At 39.8% G+C, this 22159-nt stretch carries 21 protein-coding genes; 2 read left to right on the forward strand and 19 right to left on the reverse strand.

What is annotated here, in order from left to right:
- Position 1: 1 nt before the first annotated feature.
- The 3 genes from BLV53_RS07285 to BLV53_RS07295 form a co-directional block, all read right to left on the reverse strand.
- On the reverse strand, positions 2-937 hold the full coding sequence (locus BLV53_RS07285; RefSeq protein ID WP_090299263.1) for an ABC transporter permease: 936 nt from the start codon (positions 935-937) through the stop codon (positions 2-4).
- A 129-nt stretch (positions 938-1066) separates the two neighbouring features.
- Complete coding sequence (locus BLV53_RS07290; protein ID WP_242879045.1) at positions 1067-2722, reverse strand: peptide ABC transporter substrate-binding protein; 1656 nt, start codon at positions 2720-2722, stop codon at positions 1067-1069.
- 201 nt (positions 2723-2923) lie between these two features.
- Positions 2924-4846 (reverse strand): NAD(+) synthase, encoded by a 1923-nt coding sequence (locus BLV53_RS07295; RefSeq protein ID WP_090299266.1) that lies wholly within the window; start codon positions 4844-4846, stop codon positions 2924-2926.
- 599 nt (positions 4847-5445) lie between these two features.
- Between BLV53_RS07295 and BLV53_RS17515 the strand changes: the two genes are divergently transcribed.
- A complete protein-coding gene (locus BLV53_RS17515; RefSeq protein WP_015548208.1) occupies positions 5446-5568 on the forward strand; it encodes a hypothetical protein in 123 nt (40 codons plus the stop codon).
- A gap of 140 nt (positions 5569-5708) precedes the next feature.
- Here BLV53_RS17515 and BLV53_RS07300 read toward each other — a convergent pair whose 3' ends face one another.
- The 13 genes from BLV53_RS07300 to BLV53_RS07360 form a co-directional block, all read right to left on the reverse strand.
- The gene (locus BLV53_RS07300; RefSeq protein ID WP_139298933.1) at positions 5709-5933 is read right to left on the reverse strand and encodes a hypothetical protein; all 225 of its coding nucleotides are present in this window, start codon (positions 5931-5933) and stop codon (positions 5709-5711) included.
- Between the two features lie 240 nt (positions 5934-6173).
- On the reverse strand, positions 6174-6680 hold the full coding sequence (locus BLV53_RS07305) for an FUSC family protein (RefSeq protein WP_090299271.1): 507 nt from the start codon (positions 6678-6680) through the stop codon (positions 6174-6176).
- Positions 6681-6685: 5 nt separating this feature from the next.
- Positions 6686-7675 (reverse strand): nucleotidyltransferase family protein, encoded by a 990-nt coding sequence (locus BLV53_RS07310; protein WP_090299273.1) that lies wholly within the window; start codon positions 7673-7675, stop codon positions 6686-6688.
- Between the two features lie 29 nt (positions 7676-7704).
- Positions 7705-8634, reverse strand: coding sequence for a M14 family metallopeptidase (locus BLV53_RS07315; protein ID WP_090299275.1), 930 nt, complete (start codon positions 8632-8634; stop codon positions 7705-7707).
- Complete coding sequence (locus BLV53_RS07320) at positions 8631-9608, reverse strand: M14 family metallopeptidase (RefSeq protein ID WP_090299278.1); 978 nt, start codon at positions 9606-9608, stop codon at positions 8631-8633. The genes BLV53_RS07315 and BLV53_RS07320 overlap by 4 nt, the downstream gene beginning before the upstream one ends.
- Positions 9583-10395, reverse strand: a complete 813-nt coding sequence (locus BLV53_RS07325) for a transglutaminase-like domain-containing protein (protein WP_090299281.1) — start codon at positions 10393-10395, stop codon at positions 9583-9585. The genes BLV53_RS07320 and BLV53_RS07325 overlap by 26 nt, the downstream gene beginning before the upstream one ends.
- On the reverse strand, positions 10392-11066 hold the full coding sequence (locus BLV53_RS07330) for an alpha-E domain-containing protein (protein WP_090299283.1): 675 nt from the start codon (positions 11064-11066) through the stop codon (positions 10392-10394). Before BLV53_RS07330 ends, BLV53_RS07325 begins: the two co-directional genes overlap by 4 nt.
- Positions 11048-12406 carry a circularly permuted type 2 ATP-grasp protein gene (locus BLV53_RS07335; RefSeq protein ID WP_090299287.1) on the reverse strand — a complete coding sequence of 453 codons (1359 nt, stop codon included), beginning with the start codon at positions 12404-12406 and terminating at the stop codon, positions 11048-11050. Before BLV53_RS07335 ends, BLV53_RS07330 begins: the two co-directional genes overlap by 19 nt.
- Before the next feature lie 147 nt (positions 12407-12553).
- Positions 12554-13264 (reverse strand): ABC transporter ATP-binding protein, encoded by a 711-nt coding sequence (locus BLV53_RS07340; RefSeq protein WP_090299290.1) that lies wholly within the window; start codon positions 13262-13264, stop codon positions 12554-12556.
- Positions 13251-14108: an ABC transporter ATP-binding protein gene (locus BLV53_RS07345; protein WP_090299292.1), complete on the reverse strand. Its 858-nt coding sequence runs from the start codon at positions 14106-14108 to the stop codon at positions 13251-13253. The genes BLV53_RS07340 and BLV53_RS07345 overlap by 14 nt, the downstream gene beginning before the upstream one ends.
- Positions 14101-15186 carry a branched-chain amino acid ABC transporter permease gene (locus BLV53_RS07350; RefSeq protein ID WP_090299295.1) on the reverse strand — a complete coding sequence of 362 codons (1086 nt, stop codon included), beginning with the start codon at positions 15184-15186 and terminating at the stop codon, positions 14101-14103. Before BLV53_RS07350 ends, BLV53_RS07345 begins: the two co-directional genes overlap by 8 nt.
- 9 nt (positions 15187-15195) lie before the next feature.
- Positions 15196-16077 carry a branched-chain amino acid ABC transporter permease gene (locus tag BLV53_RS07355; RefSeq protein WP_090299298.1) on the reverse strand — a complete coding sequence of 294 codons (882 nt, stop codon included), beginning with the start codon at positions 16075-16077 and terminating at the stop codon, positions 15196-15198.
- 61 nt (positions 16078-16138) lie between these two features.
- A complete protein-coding gene (locus tag BLV53_RS07360) occupies positions 16139-17335 on the reverse strand; it encodes an ABC transporter substrate-binding protein (RefSeq protein WP_090299301.1) in 1197 nt (398 codons plus the stop codon).
- A 254-nt stretch (positions 17336-17589) separates the two neighbouring features.
- Between BLV53_RS07360 and BLV53_RS07365 the strand changes: the two genes are divergently transcribed.
- Positions 17590-17874: a type 2 periplasmic-binding domain-containing protein gene (locus BLV53_RS07365; protein WP_090299303.1), complete on the forward strand. Its 285-nt coding sequence runs from the start codon at positions 17590-17592 to the stop codon at positions 17872-17874.
- A 14-nt stretch (positions 17875-17888) separates the two neighbouring features.
- Here BLV53_RS07365 and BLV53_RS07370 read toward each other — a convergent pair whose 3' ends face one another.
- The 3 genes from BLV53_RS07370 to BLV53_RS07375 all read right to left on the reverse strand — a co-directional run bounded on the left by BLV53_RS07370 (position 17889) and on the right by BLV53_RS07375 (position 22069).
- Positions 17889-20489 (reverse strand): PEP/pyruvate-binding domain-containing protein, encoded by a 2601-nt coding sequence (locus tag BLV53_RS07370; RefSeq protein WP_170830784.1) that lies wholly within the window; start codon positions 20487-20489, stop codon positions 17889-17891.
- 24 nt (positions 20490-20513) lie between these two features.
- Positions 20514-20645, reverse strand: a complete 132-nt coding sequence (locus BLV53_RS17520; RefSeq protein ID WP_278335381.1) for a hypothetical protein — start codon at positions 20643-20645, stop codon at positions 20514-20516.
- Positions 20646-20944: 299 nt separating this feature from the next.
- A complete protein-coding gene (locus tag BLV53_RS07375) occupies positions 20945-22069 on the reverse strand; it encodes an aldo/keto reductase (RefSeq protein ID WP_170830785.1) in 1125 nt (374 codons plus the stop codon).
- Between the last annotated feature and the right edge of the window lie 90 nt (positions 22070-22159).

Below are 22159 nucleotides of genomic sequence, written 5' to 3' on the forward strand. Positions count from 1 at the left end.
CTTAGTCTCCCTCCTTTCCCAGACGAATTCTTGGATCGATGATTCCGTAAAGGATATCAACCACAAGCATTATGGCAATGTACATTGCCGAATAGATAAAGCTCAAAGCAATAACCACGTTGTAGTCGTTGGACTGAATTGCATTTACAAGCAAGCTACCAACACCAGGAATTGCAAAAATCTTTTCTACTACCAGAGAACCTGTCATCAAATCAACGATGAGTGGAGCAAGTACAGTAATGATAGGAATAAGTGCGTTTCTTAATGCGTGGGAGAAAATCAATTTTCTTCCAGACAAGCCCTTACTCTCTGCAAGAAGCATATACTCGCTGCCAAGAACCTCAATCATTTCTGTTCTAGTGAATCTGGCGATTGATGCCATTGTAAACATTGAAAGAGCAATTGATGGCATAACGCTGGAATTTAATTCATCTGCAGTGCTGTAGAGCATTGGGAAAAGTTTCCATTTGAAGCCAAGTGTGAAGCTCAGTCCTAACGCAAATACATATGAGGGCACAGACACTCCGATTACCGATATGATGGTACATATGGTATCCAAAATGGTGTCCTTTTTCAGTGCCGCAATCAAACCTAAAATAAGGCCTACCAAGGCACCTAAAAGCACTGCAAAAAATCCTATTCTGATAGAAATTGGAAGTCGTGACTGAATCAACTGTGAAATTGGAGTGTTCTTTGAGATGTTGTAACTTACACCAAAATCTCCTTTACACATATTCACAACATACTGTCCGAACTGGACTACGATTGGTTGATCTAACCCGTACTTTGAATAAAGAACCTGACGCTGATCCTCTGATAACTTTTCATCGTTGAAAGGTGAACCTGGCATTAAATGCATCAGTATGAAAAGTACCAGAATGATGGCAAGCAAAGTTCCAATAGAAGTTAGAACTCTTTTTAAGATATACTTTTTCACTACATTATCTCCTTTAAAATATTTCTTTAAGAATAGGGAAAACTCCTTTTCCACATTCTTAAAAAAGTATTGGGCCACACCTTAAATATCAAAGCATGGCCCGCCCTTTAATCAATAATCAAAAGCTTCTTACTGCTTTACTGTATCCTTGAATACTCTGTTAAGTGCTACAGGGTGGAAGTCAATTCCTGTTACGTTTGACTTAACAAGTGTAGCGTTTGCTGCTGTGTAGATTGGGAAGATAACTGCTTCTTCCATTACAATCTGCTCTGCATCGTAAAGTCTTGTACGTCTAGCATCAAGCTCTGTGCAAAGATCTCCAGTTGTGCACTCAGCGATGATTGAATCATACTCTGGGTTTGTCCATAAACCGTAGTTGTTTGAGCAATCTGTTACCCACATACCAAGATATGTCATAGGATCATCATAGTCAGGTCCCCATCTTGTAAGACCAAGCTCGTAGTTGCCTTCCTGAAGATCCTGAACACGCTGCTTCTTTGGCTCTGTTACGATTTCAACTGTAAGACCTGGAAGAGCTGCCTCCCACTCAGACTTAAGAACTGTAGCAACCTTCTTTGGAGCATCGTCATCATCAACTACCATCTCAAGTGTGATTGAATCTGTTCCTAACTCCTTGAGACCTTCCTCCCAGTACTTAGCTGCTGCATCTGCATCGTCTGCACAAACAGACTTGAACTTATCCTGATCAGCTGAGAAATCTGCTGAGAAGTCGCGTGGTACAGCGGTGTATGTTGGAAGTGAACCATCGTTAAGCTGGCTTGTTACGTCAACACGGTTGATAGCGTTTGAAAGTGCAAGTCTGATGTTAAGATTGTCAAGCTCCTTAACAGCGCTAATATTTGGAGTTACATACCAAAGATAACCAGCACCAATTGTCTGGAACTCAGGGTCTACAGAAACCTGCTCAACCTGATCACCATTTACAAGTGTGATATCAAGGTCGCCATTCTGGTAGCTCATAAGCGCTGTCTGTGAATCCTGGATAACCTGATAGTTAAGTCCTGATAACTGAACTCTTGAAGCATCGTAGTAATCAGCATTCTTTGTAAGGTGGAAAGCTGTTGCTGCTGGCTCGTAAGAATCTAAAACGAAAGCACCGTTTGAAAGTGTTGTCTCAGGGCTTGTTCCAAATGTATCTCCGCAAGATGTGAAGAACTCCTCATTTACTGGATAGAAAGTTGGGAAATACATAAGTGAAAGGAAATATGAAACAGGAACATTGAGTGAAACCTCCAGTGTGTAATCATCAACTGCTGTTACACCAAGTTCGCTCTTATCCTTCTCACCTGCGATAATTGCCTCTGCATTTACAATCTGACCGATGTCGCTAAGCATGTATGAGTACTCTGAAGCAACCTCAGGGTCAACTGCTCTCTGCCAAGCAAAAACGAAATCTGCTGCTGTAACTGCTGTGCCATTGCTCCACTTTGCATCCTGACGAAGCTTGAAGGTGTATGTAAGTCCGTCCTCAGAAACCTCATAGCTTTCAGCGATAGCATTTACGGGGTTACCATCACTATCCATCTGCATAAGTCCGTCTGTGTAGTCTGCGATAACCTCGAAGGATGTACCGTCTGTTGCCTGCTGTGGGTCAAGTGACTCAACAGGTGTTTCAATCATTACATTTAAGTCGCTAGAAGCAGATGCTGTCTGAGCACCGCCTTCAGCTGTGGTTGCTGCTGTGTCAGCGCTCTTGCTGCCGCAACCTGCCATTCCAATAGCCATAGTAGCTGCGAGAACAAAGGCTAAAATTCTTTTCTTCATATTGATTCTCCTCTCATAATTGTTTAAAAAAAGCACAGTGAAGGCTTTCACACTGTAGCACTTCACTGTACTGATGTATTAAACTATAACCAATTACTTTAGCGATGTAAAGAGTAAAATTAAATTTTTATTAAAATTTTCTTGATGGGTAGTTATCAAATCATTTTATAATAATCAAAAAGTGTTCTTTACTAAGGTCATTTAAAGCTCTTCCAGTTCTTTTAACCAAATGTTTGCGCAGGCATCTGATGGCATACGCAAATCTCCTCTTGGAGAAACTGCCACTGAACCAACCTTTGGCCCATCTGGCAAACAACTTCTCTTGAAATGCTGTGCGAAAAATCTTCTATAGAAGGTCTTCTCCCATTTTAAGATTGTTTCATCATCATACTGATTCGTAAATGCGATATGGGCAAGGCGGAAAATCTTTGCAGGTGTCTGTGCCAGTCTCAGCATGTGATACAGGAAGAAATCATGGAGTTCATATGGTCCCACCAAGTCCTCTGTCTTCTGGGAAATCTGTCCCTCTGTTGGAGGAAGCAACTCTGGTGATACTGGCGTATCCAAAACATCGTATAGTGTTTTGCTAAGCTGCTGATTTTCCACTGTATCTGCATAGTACTTTACAAGGTAGCGAACCAGGGTCTTTGGCACGGAAGCATTCACAGCGTACATAGACATATGGTCCCCGTTATAGGTGGCCCAGCCTAGGGCAAGTTCCGACAAATCTCCTGTACCAATTACTATTCCGTTCTCCTGATTTGCAATATCCATCAACAGCTGGGTTCGCTCTCTTGCCTGGCTGTTTTCATAAGTGATGTCATGTTTTGACGGATCATGATTGATGTCTGCGAAATGTTGGTTTACTGCTGCACTAATGTTTATTTCCTTAAAGGTGGCTCCAGTTTCTTTTATTAATCTTACTGCATTGTCATAGGTCCTGTCTGTGGTGCCGAAGCCTGGCATGGTTACAGCAATTATTCCCTTTCGATCAAGGTTTAAATAATCGAAGGCTTTAAGGGTCACAAGAAATGCCAGTGTGGAATCAAGTCCTCCTGATATTCCAATAACTGCAGTTTTACAGTCTATATGTTCAAGTCGTTTCTTTAAGCCCATTGCCTGAATGGTGATAATTTCGTTGCAGCGTAGTTCTCGTTCTTCTACTGATGAAGGCACGAATGGCTTTGGGTCGATAAAACGTGTGAGTTTCGTTTCTGAATTGTTTAAGACAAAATTCGTATATACGTATTGATTATATTCGCGGCTCTGGTCACCTGCTTCATAGGTGGTCATTCTCCTGCGCTCTGCCTCAAGGAATTTCATATCGATTTCGGTAACCAACATGTCTTCAGAGAAAATCTTTGAATCCCCTAAAAGCTTTCCATTTTCCGCTATGATATTATGGCCTGAATAAACTACATCCTGTGTAGATTCACTTGGGCCTGCCGATGCATAAATATATCCGCAAACCAATCTTGCAGACTGACCACTTACCAACTCTCTACGGTATCTGTCCTTCCCAATAATCTGATCAGAGGCTGACAGATTTACTATGAGGTTTGCACCTGCCAAGGCATGGCTGATACTAGGTGGATTTGGCACCCATAAATCCTCGCATAACTCTACTGCAATTCTAATTGAAGGCATGACATCGCAGGTGAAAATTTGATTGGTTGTTACAGGCACCTCATCTTCGCCAATTCGTATATACGTATTCAGGTCTTTTCCAGAATGAAAATGTCGTGCTTCGTAAAACTCGTTGTAATTAGGTAGAAATGTCTTTGGAACAATTCCAACTACTCTGCCTTTGTTAATTGCGGCTGCCACATTGTATAGTTTTCCCTTTATGGCAAGTGGCAGTCCCACAAATATCAGGCCATCAACCTCCTTGGTGTGGGTACAAATAGTCCCCAGTCCTTCCACGGCTTCCTCCAGTAACCTGTCCTGCAAAAATAAATCCTGGCAGGTGTAGCCTGTGATGCAAAGTTCTGGAAAAACCATCACCTTAACACCTTCAGCCATCGCCTTATCAATCCACTGGCAGATTTCCTGACAGTTATAATCCACATCTGCCACCTTCACCTTAGGGGTTACGGCAGCAACCTTTATAAATCCATCTTTCATTGTCTCAATTCTTCTTTCCATATAAATAAATATAAAAAAGCAGACAATTAGCCCTTGGTGGGACATCATTGTCTGCTTAAATATATAATAGCACAATTTTGCAACAAATTGAGTTTATTTTTATGGAGATGTTATCATGAAGACTACAACTAATGAAAGTTGATTTAAAGAAATTCATCCAAACATGGGTTACTGAGACACACCCCAAAATTGTTCCATTCACAAAAAAAGAAAGCCTAGAGCACTTGAATTATCAAGCATTCTAGACTCTCGAACGTCGAGCGCGAGGCGGGACTCGAATATTGGGCGTGTTCGAAAACACTAGTAAATAGGAGGTTTGCAGGACTGTCATTTTTATTTGTACCCGATTTGTACCCTTTTTTATGCTCTTGTCTTATCTATTATTTGGAGTAAAAAATGTACTCATAAAAGTACTAAGAAACTTGGAGTGTTCGATTGTAAAAACAGAACGTTTGTGCTAGATTTATTTATGCGGTTCATCCGCACTGAAAGTACCCATGACGAGGTGGAAATCTCCCGAGCCATTCTATAAGGTGCTCCATGTATTTGGATGTCACTATGGAAGGGAGGTGACGCATATGTCGGACTATGAAATGTTGATGATTATGCTAACTGTGTTAGCATTGCTTTTTACAGCTTGTGGTTTCCTACTTGCGTTGCTTAGCTTTCTCGATAAGAGAAACAACAAGCGAAAAAAATAATGCCTCTCTCGTCTGCAAACGAAAGAGGCAGCTCTCACTGAGAGCTAAAGTCTTCTAAATTCGGGAGCATCCACTTTGGAGTGGGTGCTTTCTTTATCTATAATATAACATCATTAGTGTTTATATTCAATATCAATATGCTACAAGGAATCAAAGGTACCCTTAAGCGTCGGATTGTTCTTATAATAATCATTATTCTTAAACGCCCTAGTAAGTACATCATGAAGCCCCTTACTCTCCTTCTCATGCACTCCCTCACTTGTCACGATCTCTTTGTGCATGTATAGAAGTGTTACAATTTGCTGAATTCTAGCATTGCTCATACGATTCTTTCTAAAGTTTGTATTCATTCCTTTTATACTCATAAGCGCCTTAGTTACACCCGCATTCGTATCATGGCTTGCAAACCTGATATAAATCAGATTTCTTCCATCCCTTATGGCCTGCTGCGCATACGCCCTGCAAACAGCTTGAAATCCTCCAGCTTATCCACACGTCAAACCACGTTATCCCCCAGTCGAATATTATCGAACTGTTCATCCATCTGTGGAATTCCGGAACAAACTCTATCAAACGCTGCCATAAAAACCTCCCCCAAATCTATCCTAAAATCCCCATATATTAACCAGCACACCAATAGCGATACCTATGACAGTATCTAAAAATCTATTGCAGGCAAATAAATAAGGGTTTGAATCCCCAATATGATTCACAACAATACTCAAAAACACTACACATGAAAAATATGAAGCCTGCTTTTTCTTAATAAATACTGATGTGTAAATTACAAGCACAATCATTCCCGATATTATCACTGAGCCCACATAATCATATCCACTTGCCTTTGGCAAAATGAGCTGCTTAAAAACAATATAAAGGAAACCATAAAAGGTTCCTATAAAGGTTCCTATCATTCTCTGCTTGGCATTTTTGATGGTGCTTTTCCTGGTTGCCTGCATGCACCAGAGAGCAGAAAGCTGTGAGTAAAAAACAATTCCTGCCCCATTTCTATAATAATCCACTATAAAGCAGAGTAGAACTGCTATAGCTGATTTTATTATTCGCATTCCAATTCTTGGAAACTCTAAGTTTAATTCTTTAAGCTTCTTCAATTCTTCTAGTCCACCAATCCATTTTGAAATCTTGATAAGTGTTCAAATGGTAAAATCTGTCGTCCCCTAAATAACCCACAGCCATCATTTATCAAGCTGTTATTTACTGCAGTAAACATATTTACATCAAGTTTTGCCAAATCTAAATTTTCCAAGGATACAACCCTCTCATAAGCCTCATCAAAGAATACACATTCCCCTTCCGGTATCTCTAATCTTCTGTTTTTCTGCTGCTCCTGAGACTCCACATATCTCAGATGATTAGACTCTCCAATTTCAGCACTATCATCCATAGATTTCGTTCTAAGCTGCACCTCAACGTGGCACCTTGCCTGATCATCAAACAAGGTTAAATGTAAGGATCTATATCCAGCACTGGTTGGCTTATGAACATAATCTCTATAGGTATCCCACAAACTTTTATCCAACAATTCCGAGCATTCACGCCCTTCCAAATTTGCCTTAACAACTGTAAACCCCTGGGATTCCAAGAACACAGGCGTTTTATTTGCTATTTCATATAAAAGCTTAATCTCTTCCTCTTCTAAATCCTGTCCCTTTTTTAAATGACACTTAGGTAAAGAGATAACGATTCGATAGGCGAGTACATCCCTAAAACAACTTAATTTTTCCTTTATCTCCTGGGTTGCTGGGAAATGATGGTACTTCTGATAGTATTCATATATGAAGTCCACAATGTATCTATTAAACTTTTCTTCCGACCGGATAATAGATTTAATTCGCCCCTTAAAGGTGAATGCCAAATATGGATATGCTACTACCATATATTTATAGAACTCACGAATTCTTTGAGACTGAGAGGTTAAAAATTCGTTGTGCTCTAAAAGCTCATATATAGTGTCAAGAAATGCGCAGTGCACTAAGTCCACCTGATTATGAGTTGATAATGCGTTTTCCTCCAGATCATCTATATATTTCTGTAATATCCTAAAAATTGTCTCTCCATCATACAAATAATCGTTTAGTTTAATCATGTTGTCTTCCCCAATTATCTCCTTCTTTTTTATGATAACGGAATAAGTTTAAAAGCCGCTGTATTCTGATACACTATCGGACTATCGTACTCAAAAGCTATGATCCCGTCTGTACTTGCAGTCACCGTCTGAATAACTTCTCCAGTATATGGATTGGTAACATATGCCATCACCTGCCCTTTGATTACTACATCACCAGCCTGCACTAGTGGTTTCATAAATCCGGCATTAGTTGTTCTGATACTTATAAATTTGTCACTTTCTATGACTTTTGAAACACATCCTTCTGTAATTTCGTAATCAATAACTCCTTCTTTTGCCAAGAAGTTCAACACAGCGTTCACGCCAGTTTTAGCGCTCTTCTTATCTATCTTTTCCGTACTGGATGTATAAATAGAGAAGGCCTCGGTGTCCCAAATTTGCCAATTGTAGTTTAGGGTTGCTGTATCAAAGGGTCTTGGGTTGTGGACAACTACAAAGGGTAATCCAAACGCCTTGGCCATCTCTATATTTTCATTTCCAGTTTTCATAATCCTTACCTGGGGCACAAAATGTCCCGGCATATAGAAGGATGCAAACTGGATTCCGTACTTGTAGTCTTTTATCTGCTCAAATATTCCTGCTGCAATTCTCTGTGTTGTTTCCCCTTTTTCGTATCCAGGAAACATTCTGTTTATATCAGTATTATCAATACTCCAAAATCGTTTCTTTATATTCATGGAATAAGGATTTCCACAGGGCACTATCATGATGGACTTGTCTTTGGAAACCTTTCCATACTCTTCTAGTTCCTTCAGTTTCTTTATCAACAAACTGCACACGTACACCTGTTGATATTCATTTCCTCGTAGGCTGCCAACGATACAGGCTGTCTTTTCACCTTCTCCAAAAACATAGCCTTTTACTCTGAAAGCGTCTCTGTATAATCCCTTAAATGAATATATAACATCTTCTCTCATACCTGATTCTCCAATATTACCTTTTCCTTGAGAATTCTTCCCATAAGCGAACCTTCCTCCACCACAGGATATTCTCTAACTGTAAAAATCATCCCCTTTTCTGGTGCTTTGATTTCTGCTATTACATCTCCACTTAACGGATTAATAATCTTTCCTACTAATTCTCCTTTTTCTACCACACTTCCATGCTTCTTTTCCTTCATATATATACCTGAACAAGGCGCGTTCAGATAACAAACATCATCGCCATCTGCATCATAGGCAACAATTGCTTCTTTCATATCAGGAACTGCTCCCGTCCATATTCCCAGCTCCTTCATGAGAGAAAATATACCATCAGCCAATTGATTACCGTACTCTTCTGTAATTCTCATACCCACCCCCATTTCCACAACAAGTGTCTTCGTTCCTTTGCTGTTAAGTGAATAGGCAAGAGTAGATTCCAAAACTGTGCTGGCGCCATGTACCCATATCAAATCCATATTTGCTTTCTTTGCTATAGGTACAAGTACATCAGCATTCAATTCGTTTATACGAATCTGTGGAACCTCTGTAAGGAAAATATTGCTGGCATGAATATCTATTACAAGATCTGCTCCCTCCAGTTCCTCAATAATTTTGTATGCCAGATACTCATTCATATCTCCATCCAGATTGCCTGGAAAAATTCTATTCATATCCAGGTCAAAAGCTGGAATTCCTCTTGTAATGGAATCAATTCCAAAGGGATTCATCGCCGGATATATATCGACTATGCCGTTTAAGCTATCAACCTGCTCCCTAATCCTCCTAGATAGCTCATAGCACACATACTGTCCCTCCAATTCATCCCCATGGATTCCGGTCACTATACATATTCTTTTCTGTCTCTTCTTCCTGTCAGCCATGAATCTATGCTTCGTAATTACGAATCTCTCATCCACAGGAAGCGACAGCCTCACTACATCTTCAATTGATTCCAACAATTCCTTCATCAACAACCTCTTCCACAACCACATTGATGTCCTGAATCTGAGTTACATTTCCGGTGAATATCCCCTGATTTACAAGACAATCCTCTGAATCTCTTCCGTTAGATATTTTGATATATTCATCTCCCACAAGCTTATAATTGGTTGGATCAAACCCTAGCCATTTTCGGTCATTCCATATCTCTACCCAGGCATGTGATAGTCCCTCGCCCATCATCATGCCTGCAACATAGCGACACGGTATACCTTCCATTCTGCAAAGAGAAAGCATGATATGTGCATAATCCTGACAAACACCGCTCCCACCAGTAAGTGCCTCCTCCGAGGTTGTAGACATATTTGTAACCCCTTGCACATACTGAAAAGAATTACTTAACCCTTCCATAATGGCTGATGCCTTATCAAGAGCTGAATCAAATCTTTTCAAATCAAGCTTCTGATAATACTCCAAAGTCCTAAGTCCTGGCTTTGTCTTTGGCGTTTGATATTTAAATATACCTATCTTGTGAAGTTCATCTGCTTTCTCGTACTCTTCTCTGCCAGTTACGGCAATTCCATTTACATCAAATCCGAAACTATTATGGAGCTCATTTGTATATCCAAATAAGGTAATGTTTCCGTAGGAATCCTCATCCTCACTGGTCACATTATCTGGATATACCTCCACCGACATATTTTCGATTTTTTGTAAATCATTATCATGTGGAACACACTTAAGTGAAAATCTATGATTTTTTACGTAGTCACTAAAAGTAAGCTTCATATGATAGCCAAACTGTAGCTTTTTCAAAGCTCCTCACCTACCAATTGTTCAATCTCATCTGTTAACGTCTCATAAGGCATATCATCCAACTGGACCAGATAATTAATGTGTGCCATCCTCGTACTGTCATATCGCATGGTACTTTTATCGATACGATTAGTAAGTCTTCTTGTCTCCTTACGAATCCTCTCCGGAAATACTTTTAGTCGTGAATATAAATCAATTCGTTCCACAAGCTTACCAACGCGTATCATGTTCCGTATTGAGGACTCCTCAATGTCATCATCCGCCATTCCCCAGAATGCAGCTATATTGTCCGTCACATGCTGCAAGCCAATTAATGGTGATTTGTTAATTGCCGCCTGATTCATGGCATATACCGCCAATTGGATATATGAAAGGGATTCACTTCCGATTTCGTCCCTTAGCACAATCGCATTATCATAGGCCCTCATCAGGTTAGAAAAGATTGAATTCTCATCCTCCAAAGAAAAGCAATATCGAGCAACAAAATCCTCCTTGCTCTTGTAGATGTTTGGAATTTCCTGACTTTCACAGAACTTTTCGTACTCCAAATCATCAATATCGATCATTGAATCAAATCTGGCCTCAAAAACCTTTATAGTTGTATACACTCGCTCTGTATATCTGCCAAGCCAGTATAATCTGTCTGTGTTCTCTACTGAGATAATACCCATGTATCTTTAAATCCTCCTCCCTGCGAAGAATTAACAATAAATGAATCTGGATTTCTGGAAAATCTGGTCAATCCACTTTTCCATACCATTGGTTCATCCCCCATAAGTACAAAAGCTCTCAAGTCCGCTTTTCTTGGAAGAAGCTCGCATTTTTCCATGATATCGATATCCAGAAAATCTATAACCTCCTGTGCAATAAATCTTCGAGGCTCACTCTTCAACATCTCCTTGAAGTTTACTTTTTCCTCTGAACTCATCTTGCTGCCGAACACTACTCCGTATCCACCAGCCTCTGCCACATCCTTTAAAACTAGCTTGTCAAAATTCTCCAGCACATACTTCATATCCTCTTCATAGTATGGAAGATAGGTTGGGGCATTATTGAGAATTGGCTCCTCATTCAGATAATATTTCACCATCTTTGGAACGAAATAATATATTCCCTTATCATCAGCCACACCATTTCCTGGTGCATTGATAAGTGCAACATTTCCCTTTTTGTAAATATCAAAAATGTGAGGAATTCCAATTACTGAATCCTTCCTAAAGGTCATTGGGTCAAGATATTCATCTGATATTCGTCTGTATACAGCTCCTACTCTCTCTTTACGTCCAGAATAATCAATAAAATACAAGTGATCATTTTCAACTATCAGCTCGTGTCCAGAAGCCAAATGCGCACCTGTCTTTTCTGCAAGATACGAGTGTTCAAAATAAGCTGCATTATATCTGCCTGGAGTCAAGATGACCGTGTGTCCTCCCACATTCACATGGTCCATAGTACGACGTAGCATAGCGGCATAGTTTCTGTTGTCTTCAACATGTTTTCCCGTAAAAAGATCCGGTGAGCTTCTTCTGGAAATCATTCGCGCAATCATTGGGTAAGATGCGCCTGAAGGGATTCTTAGGTTATCCTCCAGAACATACCAGTCTCCATCCTTCGCCTGAACTAAATCAATACCTGCTATGTGGGCATATATTCCCTTTGGTGGCTTAATTCCATCGCACTGAGGTAAGTATCCGCTACCGGCGTAAATGAATTCCTCCGGTATGATGCCGTCTCTAACAATATGCTTATCGCCATAGATGTCGTTAATAAAACAATTTAGAGCTACAACTCTTTGCTTCAATCCCTTTTCAAGGTAAGTAAACTCATCCTTATCAATGATTCTTGGAATCATATCAAACGGAAAAAGCTGCTCTTTGAATTCATTGTTTTTATAAATTCCAAACTTAACACCATACCTGGCCAATTGCTCATTAACAGCCTCAGAACCTGCATAGATTTCCATATCCTCAACCCGTTCTTTTTTACTAAAAATGTCTGCGTATGTTGTCATGCTCTCTCTCCTCCTTTCTGTAAAATAAAAAGGCGCCTCAAGCCACAATTGTGACTCAAAACGCCTTTGTTTGATTAAAGTATACGGATATTCAAAAAATATGCAACCGTTTTCTATTAATTTATCTCAATTTCTTTCATCCAAAGATTAATGCTTAATCTTTGCTCCTAAGTATGCTGCCTTGATCTCGTCATTTTTAGCTAATTCCTCACCCGTTCCTCTTAGTGTGATAGCTCCAGTCTCCATAACATATGCGCTGTGGGCTATCTTAAGTGCCATATTTGCATTCTGCTCAATAAGAAGTACCGTAACTCCCTGCTTGTTAATCTCTTTAATAATGTCGAATATTCCCTGTACAATAATTGGCGCAAGACCTAAGGAAGGTTCGTCCATCATAATTATCTTAGGCTTGCTCATAAGAGCTCTACCTACTGCAAGCATCTGCTGCTCACCACCTGACAATGTACCTGCCGGTTGCCATAATCTCTCCTTAAGCCTAGGAAACAAGTCATACACATAATCGATATCATCAGCTAGGCTATCTGTTCTCATATATGCGCCTATCTTAAGATTCTCTAATACACTCATATCAGGGAACACATGACGTCCCTCAGGAACTAGCGTAATTCCTTCTGTTACTATCTCATTGGTCTGCTGACCCATGATTTCCTTGCCATCTATCTTAATTGAGCCTGACTCAGGCTTAACCAGACCGATGATTGACTTTAATGTAGTACTTTTACCTGCTCCATTAGAGCCAATCAACGTACATATCTCTCCATCATTTACATCGAAGGATATGCTTCTTACTGCCCTGATTCCACCGTAACTTACGCTTAAATCTTTAATCTCCAACATCTTCAGTCACCCCCAGATATGCTTCTATTACAGTTTGATTAGTGGCTATTTCCTCTGGTAATCCACTCGCGATTGTCTTACCGAAATCAAGCACATATATTCTATCTGATATCTCCATGACAAGGTCCATATGGTGCTCTATCATAAATATTGTAAGGTCATACTTATCTCTGATTTCTTTAATGTACTCTGTCAGCTCCATAGTTTCCTGTGGGTTCATGCCTGCAGCGGGCTCATCTAATAGCAATAGCTTAGGCTCTGTTGCCAATGCTCTTGCTATCTCAAGCTTCCTTTGGATTCCATATGGTAGAGATCCTGCTATATCATCCTTGTACTGATATAAATCCAACTCCTTTAACAGTTCCACTGCCTCCTTACGCATTCTGATTTCTTCGCTATGGTTCAGCCGAAATGTGGCCGTGAATGGATTCTGCTTAGCTCTCATGTGTTTAGCCACAAGTACATTATCCATTACTGTCTGGGAAGAAAAGAGACGAATGTTCTGAAAGGTTCTGGCGATCCCTTTCTTAGTGATTACATCTGGTGTAGGTGCTACTATAGTTCCAAAATACTCTCCCTCATCCTCACCTAGGTACATGCGCTTCATCTTACCCTGAGGATGGTTTCTAACTAATATCTTATTGTTAAAATATATTTCTCCATTAGTTGGTTCGTACACTCCTGTGATACAGTTAAATGCTGTTGTCTTGCCTGCACCATTAGGTCCAATAAGAGCGATGATTTCACCCTTATTCACCTCAAGTGTCAGATTATTTACTGCAACTACACCACCAAACTGCATTGTTACATGCTCAACTCGGAGGACACTTTCTTTATTAGACATTCTTTTTCCTCCTTATTCTTCTTTTGATACTTTTATATATATTCTTGAACCAATCGAAACTGAATTCCTTTGAACCCATAATTCCCTTATTCCAGAAAAGAACAAATAGCATCAGAAGAACTGAAAAAATTACCATTCTAAATCCTGTTCTAGTAAATGGAACCTTAAATGAACCGATGTAATATTCCTTGTCTAGGAATCTAAGCCACTCCTGACCTGCTGTAATAAGGAATGCACCTAATACAGAGCCACTTACTGACCCGATTCCTCCGATGACTACCATAAGAAGGATATTGTAAGTAAGAGCTACTGTAAAAGTAGATGTGGCTGCAGACCTTAAGAATACTGCCATGAGTCCGCCAGCTACTGTAGCAAAGAAGCTAGATACTACAAATGCTAACTGCTTTATCTTAAATAAGTTGATTCCCATAGCTTCTGCTGCAATATCGTCATCTCTGATTGCTTTGAATGCTCTACCATATGATGAATTAATCATTAAAAGCATCAATGCAATACACACACCACAGATAATCACTGCTTGGAAAATACTTGAAAAGGCTGGTATGTTACTGAGACCATACGAAGCATTAGTAATCTTGCCTAGTCCATCCCAGCCTAAAACTGCTCGTACAATTTCTGAGAAACCTAAATTAGCTATAGCTAGATAGTCACTTTTTAAACGAAGTACTGGCCAACCTATTAAAAATGCGATGATGGCGCCAATTACTCCAGATATTAGAAGGGCTACTACAAGAGGCACCTGAATATTATGTATGAATGATGCCATGCCATATAGGTAATACACCTGATCTCGAATTTCTATTGGCATTGTGAAGATTCCTGTAATATAAGCCCCTAAACACATGAATCCTGCCGTTCCAAGGGAGAATTGTCCTGTGAATCCAATCATCAAGTTCATAGATACTGCTGCAACCGCATATATACAACTGCGTTCAATGATTGTGATTGCATATGAATTCTCAATCTCAGTAGCCTGTAAATAACCAAGCAGTATAACTACTATTGCAACACAAGCTATATTAAATATTGTTTTGTTAGTTAATTTTATCTTTTGCATAACAGTACCTCACACTTTATCAGTTGCTTTTTCGCCGAAAATTCCTGTAGGACGAATAATCAATATGAATATAAGTAGTACAAAAGTGAAGGCATCTGAGAATACAGAATAGCCTGCAGCTGTTATTGCAATCTGGCTTATCCCTACGATAAAGCCTCCCACCATGGCACCTGGAATTGAACCTATTCCACCAAGTACTGCTGCAACAAAACACTTAAGTCCTGGAAGTGATCCAGAATATGGCTGAACTGTATTTCTATCTGTGAAATATAGGATTGAGCCAATTGCTGCCAGTCCGCATCCTATTACGAAGGTCATGGTAATTACTCTATCCACTTTGATTCCCATAATACGCGCTGTATCCTGGTCCTTTGAACAAGCTCTCATAGCCATGCCTAGCTTAGTATGATTCACAAGTGTCATTAGTAAAAAGGTAAGAACTATTGTGATTATTGGTGCAATAATTGTTACTCTTGATACTGTAATATCCCCAAATGTATGTATTTGCTTTAATATATCAATCTGTGGATAACTTTGAGGCATTGCTGTATATAAATAATTTGCGAGATTCTCCAAAAAATAGGATACACCAATTGCTGAAATCATAACTGACATTCTAGGAGCTGTTCTCAGTGGTTTATATGCTATTCTTTCGATTACCACACCAAGAACTATTGTTCCTATGATTACAATTGGAAGTGATAATTGCCATGGAAATGCTGCCATGGAATAAATTGCAAAATAACCTGCCATCATAAACACATCGCCGTGAGCGAAGTTAATCATTCTTAAAATTCCATATACCATTGTGTAACCAATAGCAATCAGAGCATACGCTCCACCTAATGACAAGCCATTTAATAATTGTTGAAAGAAATATGATATTGTCATATATGTTACCTTCTTTTCTAAATTTATCAGCGGAATGATTTCTCATTCCGCTGACTTTTATTTATTCCCCGTGAGTTACTTCCTCAACAAAGGTAAAGGCTTTATCCTTAACCTCTAGGACATAGGTTGTGTTCTTCTTGGCATCACCATTCTCATCGAATACTACCGTTCCGCCAATTACACCATCCTCAACTGTAATACTAGCAAGGGCATCTCTAATTGCTGTACCTTCTAATGAGTTAGCACTTTCGATTGCATTACACATTACCATGTATGCGTCATAACACATTGCCTGATTACCAATGATATTGTCTGTGCCAAGGTTTGCCTCTAAGTATTTTGATTCACTGTTAATCCACTCCTTGAAGGCTGCATCGAATTCTTCATTGCCGCCCTCTGCATAGAAGCAATCAAGAACTACCCCCTCTGCGTTATCACCTGCATCCTCTGTTAATACTGGGTTATTCCATGTGTCACCTGCAATCCACTGTACTTCAAGCCCTAGGTCTGCTGCCTGATTCAAAAGAAGTGGAGCATATACATAATCTGTAGGAGCAAATATGGCCTTAACACCTGAATTCTTAATATTTGTAAGAATAGCCTTGAAGTCTGACTCGTTAGTTTGGAATGTCTCGGCTGTTACGATTGTCCCGCCTTTAGCTTCGTACTCATCCTTGAATGTCTGTACTAGACCTGATGTATACTCATTACCAATATTGTCGATTATGGCAATCTCTGTATAACCCTGCTCTATAGCCCAGTCAGCCATTACTGTGCCCTGGAAAGGATCTAGGTAGCATACTCTGAAATAATAATCATTTCCAAGTGTTACATTAGTGTTTGTACAGCTTGTTCCGATTGCCGGAATCATAGCATCTGAGAAATAAGAACCTGCTGCGATACATGTACCTGAACCATATCCTCCAATAACACCCACACATCCATCAGAAATAAGCTTCTGTGCCGCAGTAGCTGCAACAGTTTTGTCTGACTGGTTATCCTGCCAATCCAGCTCAATAGTGTACTCTTTTCCATCAACTGTTACTGTAGGTCTCACTGAGTGAGCAAATTCAATACCAAGTTCTTCCTGAGCTCCGCCTGATCCATTTTCACCTGTCTTAGGCTCAAACACACCAATTTTAATTACATCCCCGTTACCTGCTGTCTGTGCGCTCTCACTACTTGATGACTCTCCGCATCCAACTAATGATGTGGCAATTAATGATGTTGCAAGTAATAATCCTAAGCTTCTTTTCATACCGTTATCTCCTCTCTAAATAAAAAAAGAGGCAGAGATCAAATAGATCCCTACCTCTTTGTAAGTTGTGCTTGATTTTAATTTATTTTTTGTTTATAGTCAATGACAAATTTTATTTTTGATAGAGTAAAATCAGTGTCAGTTGGAAGTAGTGAGAGATTCCCTCTTGAAAAATAGGTTCTAGAATTGATGGCTAAAGTTTACCTCTTTTCTGTTAAAAAAAGGATGCAAAGTCTACCACAAGCATCAATCAATTGTATAGCTTTGATCATACCTTGGAGTTTCCAAATGTAATTCTTGAAACCTCTGACATACATCTGATTCATCAAATGGCAGAGGAAAACTATGCCTTGGGAATGAGTCTTGAATATCTGGCGTCCAAAAATCGTTCAAACAAAATTAAGCTTATACGCTTCGAAGAAGAATGGCTTGTAAAAAAGCTTTATATCGTAAGTAGCAAAGGCAATATACTCAGTGCAGAGGCAGGGGCATTAAAGGAAGCACTGGTTGATTACTTTAAATATGAGATGGAGAATTAAACCTATTTACAATCTCAATATATAATCACCATAAAATGCTCCTTACTTAAGTCATTAAACATTTCCACATCCATATCAGACACATCATACACCCGAACTATATCTTTAAGCTCACTTCCACCTTCAAAGGTCTCTGTTATATTTTTGAAGCCTTTATTGTTCTCAGTCATGCCAAATGTCTTTAGCAGATCAGGATTGAAGGTTGTGCCCTCTTTTCCTGCAAAAACTGCGGTATAGAGAATATCCTGCTCCACCAAATCCTGGAACATATGGCTGCCGTAAGACAGTTCTGGATTGTAGCCGGCCTTCTTTTCCTCCATCTCACAGATGGCCTCAAATCCACTTATATCAGAAAAGGCTGTTGGCACACCCAGTTCAGGAGATGAGGTACCAAGTCGTCCCGGGCTCATCAAAAACATGTGCTTGTCCTTTTCAGGGCTGTACCAGTTTACCTTACTTATAAACTGAGCCACCTTATTCTTCTCGTAATGAGGCATGTTGTAGTAAGCCACTGGGTCTACATAGACAATTAAATCCAGCTTTACCTGGCGTGACAATCCCATAGAGCAGCCGTAGCTCTCCAAAAGGATTTGCTCCCTAGGAATATCCTTTGGAATAGTTACCTCTCCCAAATCCTTGAACACCTGCAGCGGTCTACACTGAAGCAGGTTTATCATGTATTCGTCATTCTCTGATAGATTAATTGCGTACTCTATGTCTACAGGATAATTATATTCTGATTGAATACAGGCCATAATATCCCGCAATGCATCCATGATTTCTGAGCGTTTTACCAGACCTCTACAAGACACATACATTACCTCTCTGTTTTGTCCTGTCTCTCGCAGCCTGCTTTCCACATCATAGTCATGGTCCAAAAGCATAGTCTTATGGTAGAAGGAAATATCTGGCAGAAGATTGCTAACCTCCAGCTGCTTTAAGCATCGCTCCTTTGTATCCACCACCTCGATTTTTCTTTGGGAGAATTTATGCATATCTGCAGAATTCGTATATACGGTTTTCTCAGGAGCAGCAAGGCTGACAAGTCGAGGGTACGAGCCCTCTGTTCTATCCACTGCCGAGGTTCCAAGTCCCATAACAAGACGCAGCATTCCCTTAGTCTGATCAATATCCTTTATAAATTTATATGGGCTATAGGAATAACCCACGCCTGCTGCGCAAGGCATAAAGTAATTGCCATAGTAAGAGCCTGACACTCTTTGAATTAAAAGAGCCATCTGCTCATCTCGTTTTTCCAAGCCACGGCGCTTTCTGTAATCAAGGGCTGATAAACTCATTGAACTTGCATAAACGGTTCTTACTGCATTTTCAAATTCCTCTAAACGTTCCTCTTCGGTTCCTCTGTTGGCACAGAAAACTGACTCATATTTTCCTGCGAAAGCATTGCCGAATCCATCCTCAAGGATACTGCTGGAACGAATAATGTATGGATCTTGACCATAGTATTCGATAATATTTCTGAATTCTTCTTTGATTTCTTCATTAAAGCTGCCAGTTCGAAGCTTTCCTGCAAACTGCTCCGCCAATGCAAAGAAACCTTCATCGGTTCTTTGCTTCACTCGCAGGTCCCAAAAATCGTTATCTACTATATAGGTGTAGTAAACATCAGAGCCCACATAGAAGGAATCGTGAGGTTCGATGTTTTCATATATTTGTGGAAGCTTGTTGCGGACAATTGCACGGGAAAGAAGCATACCGCAGGCTTTACCTCCTATCATTCCTGTTCCTATCATGTGCTCTCGTACTTCAAAATAATCCTCTGGGGTGAAATTCTCCTTTACCATAAGGCGCATCTTCTCATCCCTGGTCATCATAATATTGCACATTCTGTCTGCGTTTTCTTTAATATCCATGCCGCTGTCATAAAGACTTCGGGACTGATTAAAAAATCTATCCCAATAATCAGAATGCTGCTCCTTGTGCGAACGCTGCATTTTGCCCAACAGCTGATAAAATCTGCTGGATTTCACTCCATCTAAAATAGGATAAAATTCTCCTGTCTCCTTCTCGTAGATATGGGGAAGAAGCATTTTTTCTTCATTTCGATTCCAAACCTTTTCAGGTCTTACGTATACGTTTTTATCATCAGAATACACATCAATAAAAACCTGACAGGTGTTTCTGATTTTATCTATGGCATAGGTTGAATGCATGCCTCGAAGCACTGGAAAATAAGCCACTGTATCCAATGTAAAGAGAAATGGACAGGTAACCTTGAAGAAATTTCCCATCATAAGGTCTGTAGCCCAGGCAGCCTGAAGCTCTGAAAGGCAATCAAATATATAGAAGGCGTCGAAGCCTTCTTCGGCAATGATATTGTGTATGTCCACGGTGAAGTTCTCGAATCGATGAGACAGTGGAATCTCACATTTCTTTATCTCAGGGCAGTCCTCCACCAGTGGCTTATGACTGGCAAACCTAAAGTAGATTATGTTTCTTTTATCCTCAATTGCCTGTTTAACATAAGGGTCCAAAAACAGTTTGAACTCTTCAAGTGAGGAAACCCTGAAAACCACATTGTCCCCTAGTCGAATATAGTCGATGGCCTCATCCATCTGAGGAATTCCACATTTCACTTTGTCAAATGCTGCCATTGTAAAAACCTCCCCTTAGGTCATTTAAAGCTCTTCCAGTTCTTTTAACCAAATGTTTGCGCAGGCATCTGATGGCATACGCAAATCTCCTCTTGGAGAAACTGCCACCTTCACCTTAGGGGTTACGGCAGCAACCTTTATAAATCCATCTTTCATTGTCTCAATTCTTCTTTCCATATAAATAAATATAAAAAAGCAGACAATTGGCCCTTGGTGGGACATCATTGTCTGCTTAAATATATAATAGCATAATTTTGCAACAAATTGAGTTTATTTTTTTAAATCCAAAGGATGCAATTAAATTATTATAAAGATAATTAGATACTATCACCCAGGGCCAGACCCTGGGTGATAGCGCACTGGCTGCTGTTGGTTCAACTGGTTCCATCAACTTCCTTTAGGGGAGTTTTTTAACAGCCCCAAGTATTATTGATGTTCTGTTATTTACTTAAATATTATTCAAATGTCTCTGCTACCGTTACCAGCAAGTCTCTGATTGGCAAATGCTGCGGACATACATGCTCGCACTTACCACATTTAATACAATCTGAGGCCTTTCCATTGTCCTGACAGACAATGTCATGATACATACCTGCATTCCAGTCATGAAATGCCTCATGGGCATTCTTTGCTGAAAACAGATCTGGAATCCTGATATTCTTTGGGCAATGATTTTCCTCAACGCAGTATCTGCATCCAGTACAAGGAATCAAATTAAGGTTCTTGAAAATACCTGTAACCTTTGCAACTGCTCCCATTTCATTTTCATCAAGTGGCTTGAAATCTGCCATGAAACTGAGGTTGTCTTCCATCTGCTCCATTGTGCTCATGCCGGAAAGAACCATTGTCATCTGTGGGAATGATGCTGCAAATCTAAGGGCATAGCTGGCATTTGACATATCTCCCATTTCACGAAAAATAGCATCCGCATCCTGTGGAAGATTTACAAGGCTACCGCCCTTTACAGGTTCCATTACTACAACAGGCTTGTTATGCTTTACGCACACATCATAGACCTTGCGGCTCTGAACTGAAGCATCCTCATAATCCACATAGTTAAACTGAATCTGCACAAACTCGACCTCCTGATGCTCTGTGAGAATCATATCAAGTACATCTGCACTATCATGGAAGGAAAGGCCAAGATGCTTTATATAGCCTTCCTTTTTAAGCTCATAGGCTGTCTCGTATGCCTGACAAGCCTTGAACTTTTTGTAGTTATCCTTGTTTTGAGCATGCATCAGATAGAAATCAAAATATTCTACTCCACACCACTCTAACTGATTCATGAAAAATGGACGAATATCTTCCTGCTTATTAAAGAAAACATCAGTAAGCTTATCTGCCAGTAAAAACTTACTTCTGTCATATCTGCCTGAAAGACATTTTGCAATAGCAAGCTCAGACTTGCCATTTATGTATCCATGTGCTGTATCAAAGTAGTTTAAACCAGATGCAATAAACTTATCAATCATCTGATTAAACTGGTCGAAATCTACCTCATCCCCATTCATCGGAAGTCTCATACATCCGAAACCAAAGTTACCATTAATCTCCTGGAAAAAAGCGTTTTTTACCATTTGCTACCTCCCGTAATTAAACTTCTTTTACAGGTAATATAATGACGTATTTCAATCGATTGCGTCAAGCTAAATTTAACTTTATTTGTC

This window comes from Pseudobutyrivibrio sp. ACV-2, from assembly GCF_900107545.1.
GTDB lineage: Bacteria > Bacillota > Clostridia > Lachnospirales > Lachnospiraceae > Pseudobutyrivibrio.

What these genes read in the sequence shown, in the direction of transcription:
- BLV53_RS07290 (WP_242879045.1), bottom strand. Translation starts at nt 2,722, where the DNA reads ATGAAGAAAAGAATTTTAGCCTTTGTTCTCGCAGCTACTATGGCTATT.
- BLV53_RS07295 (WP_090299266.1), bottom strand. Translation starts at nt 4,846, where the DNA reads ATGAAAGATGGATTTATAAAGGTTGCTGCCGTAACCCCTAAGGTGAAG.
- BLV53_RS17515 (WP_015548208.1), top strand. Translation starts at nt 5,446, where the DNA reads ATGTCGGACTATGAAATGTTGATGATTATGCTAACTGTGTTAGCATTG.
- BLV53_RS07300 (WP_139298933.1), bottom strand. Translation starts at nt 5,933, where the DNA reads ATGAGTATAAAAGGAATGAATACAAACTTTAGAAAGAATCGTATGAGC.
- BLV53_RS07310 (WP_090299273.1), bottom strand. Translation starts at nt 7,675, where the DNA reads ATGATTAAACTAAACGATTATTTGTATGATGGAGAGACAATTTTTAGG.
- BLV53_RS07315 (WP_090299275.1), bottom strand. Translation starts at nt 8,634, where the DNA reads ATGAGAGAAGATGTTATATATTCATTTAAGGGATTATACAGAGACGCT.
- BLV53_RS07320 (WP_090299278.1), bottom strand. Translation starts at nt 9,608, where the DNA reads ATGAAGGAATTGTTGGAATCAATTGAAGATGTAGTGAGGCTGTCGCTT.
- BLV53_RS07330 (WP_090299283.1), bottom strand. Translation starts at nt 11,066, where the DNA reads ATGGGTATTATCTCAGTAGAGAACACAGACAGATTATACTGGCTTGGC.
- BLV53_RS07335 (WP_090299287.1), bottom strand. Translation starts at nt 12,406, where the DNA reads ATGACAACATACGCAGACATTTTTAGTAAAAAAGAACGGGTTGAGGAT.
- BLV53_RS07340 (WP_090299290.1), bottom strand. Translation starts at nt 13,264, where the DNA reads ATGTTGGAGATTAAAGATTTAAGCGTAAGTTACGGTGGAATCAGGGCA.
- BLV53_RS07345 (WP_090299292.1), bottom strand. Translation starts at nt 14,108, where the DNA reads ATGTCTAATAAAGAAAGTGTCCTCCGAGTTGAGCATGTAACAATGCAG.
- BLV53_RS07350 (WP_090299295.1), bottom strand. Translation starts at nt 15,186, where the DNA reads ATGCAAAAGATAAAATTAACTAACAAAACAATATTTAATATAGCTTGT.
- BLV53_RS07355 (WP_090299298.1), bottom strand. Translation starts at nt 16,077, where the DNA reads ATGACAATATCATATTTCTTTCAACAATTATTAAATGGCTTGTCATTA.
- BLV53_RS07360 (WP_090299301.1), bottom strand. Translation starts at nt 17,335, where the DNA reads ATGAAAAGAAGCTTAGGATTATTACTTGCAACATCATTAATTGCCACA.
- BLV53_RS07370 (WP_170830784.1), bottom strand. Translation starts at nt 20,489, where the DNA reads ATGGCAGCATTTGACAAAGTGAAATGTGGAATTCCTCAGATGGATGAG.
- BLV53_RS17520 (WP_278335381.1), bottom strand. Translation starts at nt 20,645, where the DNA reads ATGAAAGATGGATTTATAAAGGTTGCTGCCGTAACCCCTAAGGTGAAG.
- BLV53_RS07375 (WP_170830785.1), bottom strand. Translation starts at nt 22,069, where the DNA reads ATGGTAAAAAACGCTTTTTTCCAGGAGATTAATGGTAACTTTGGTTTC.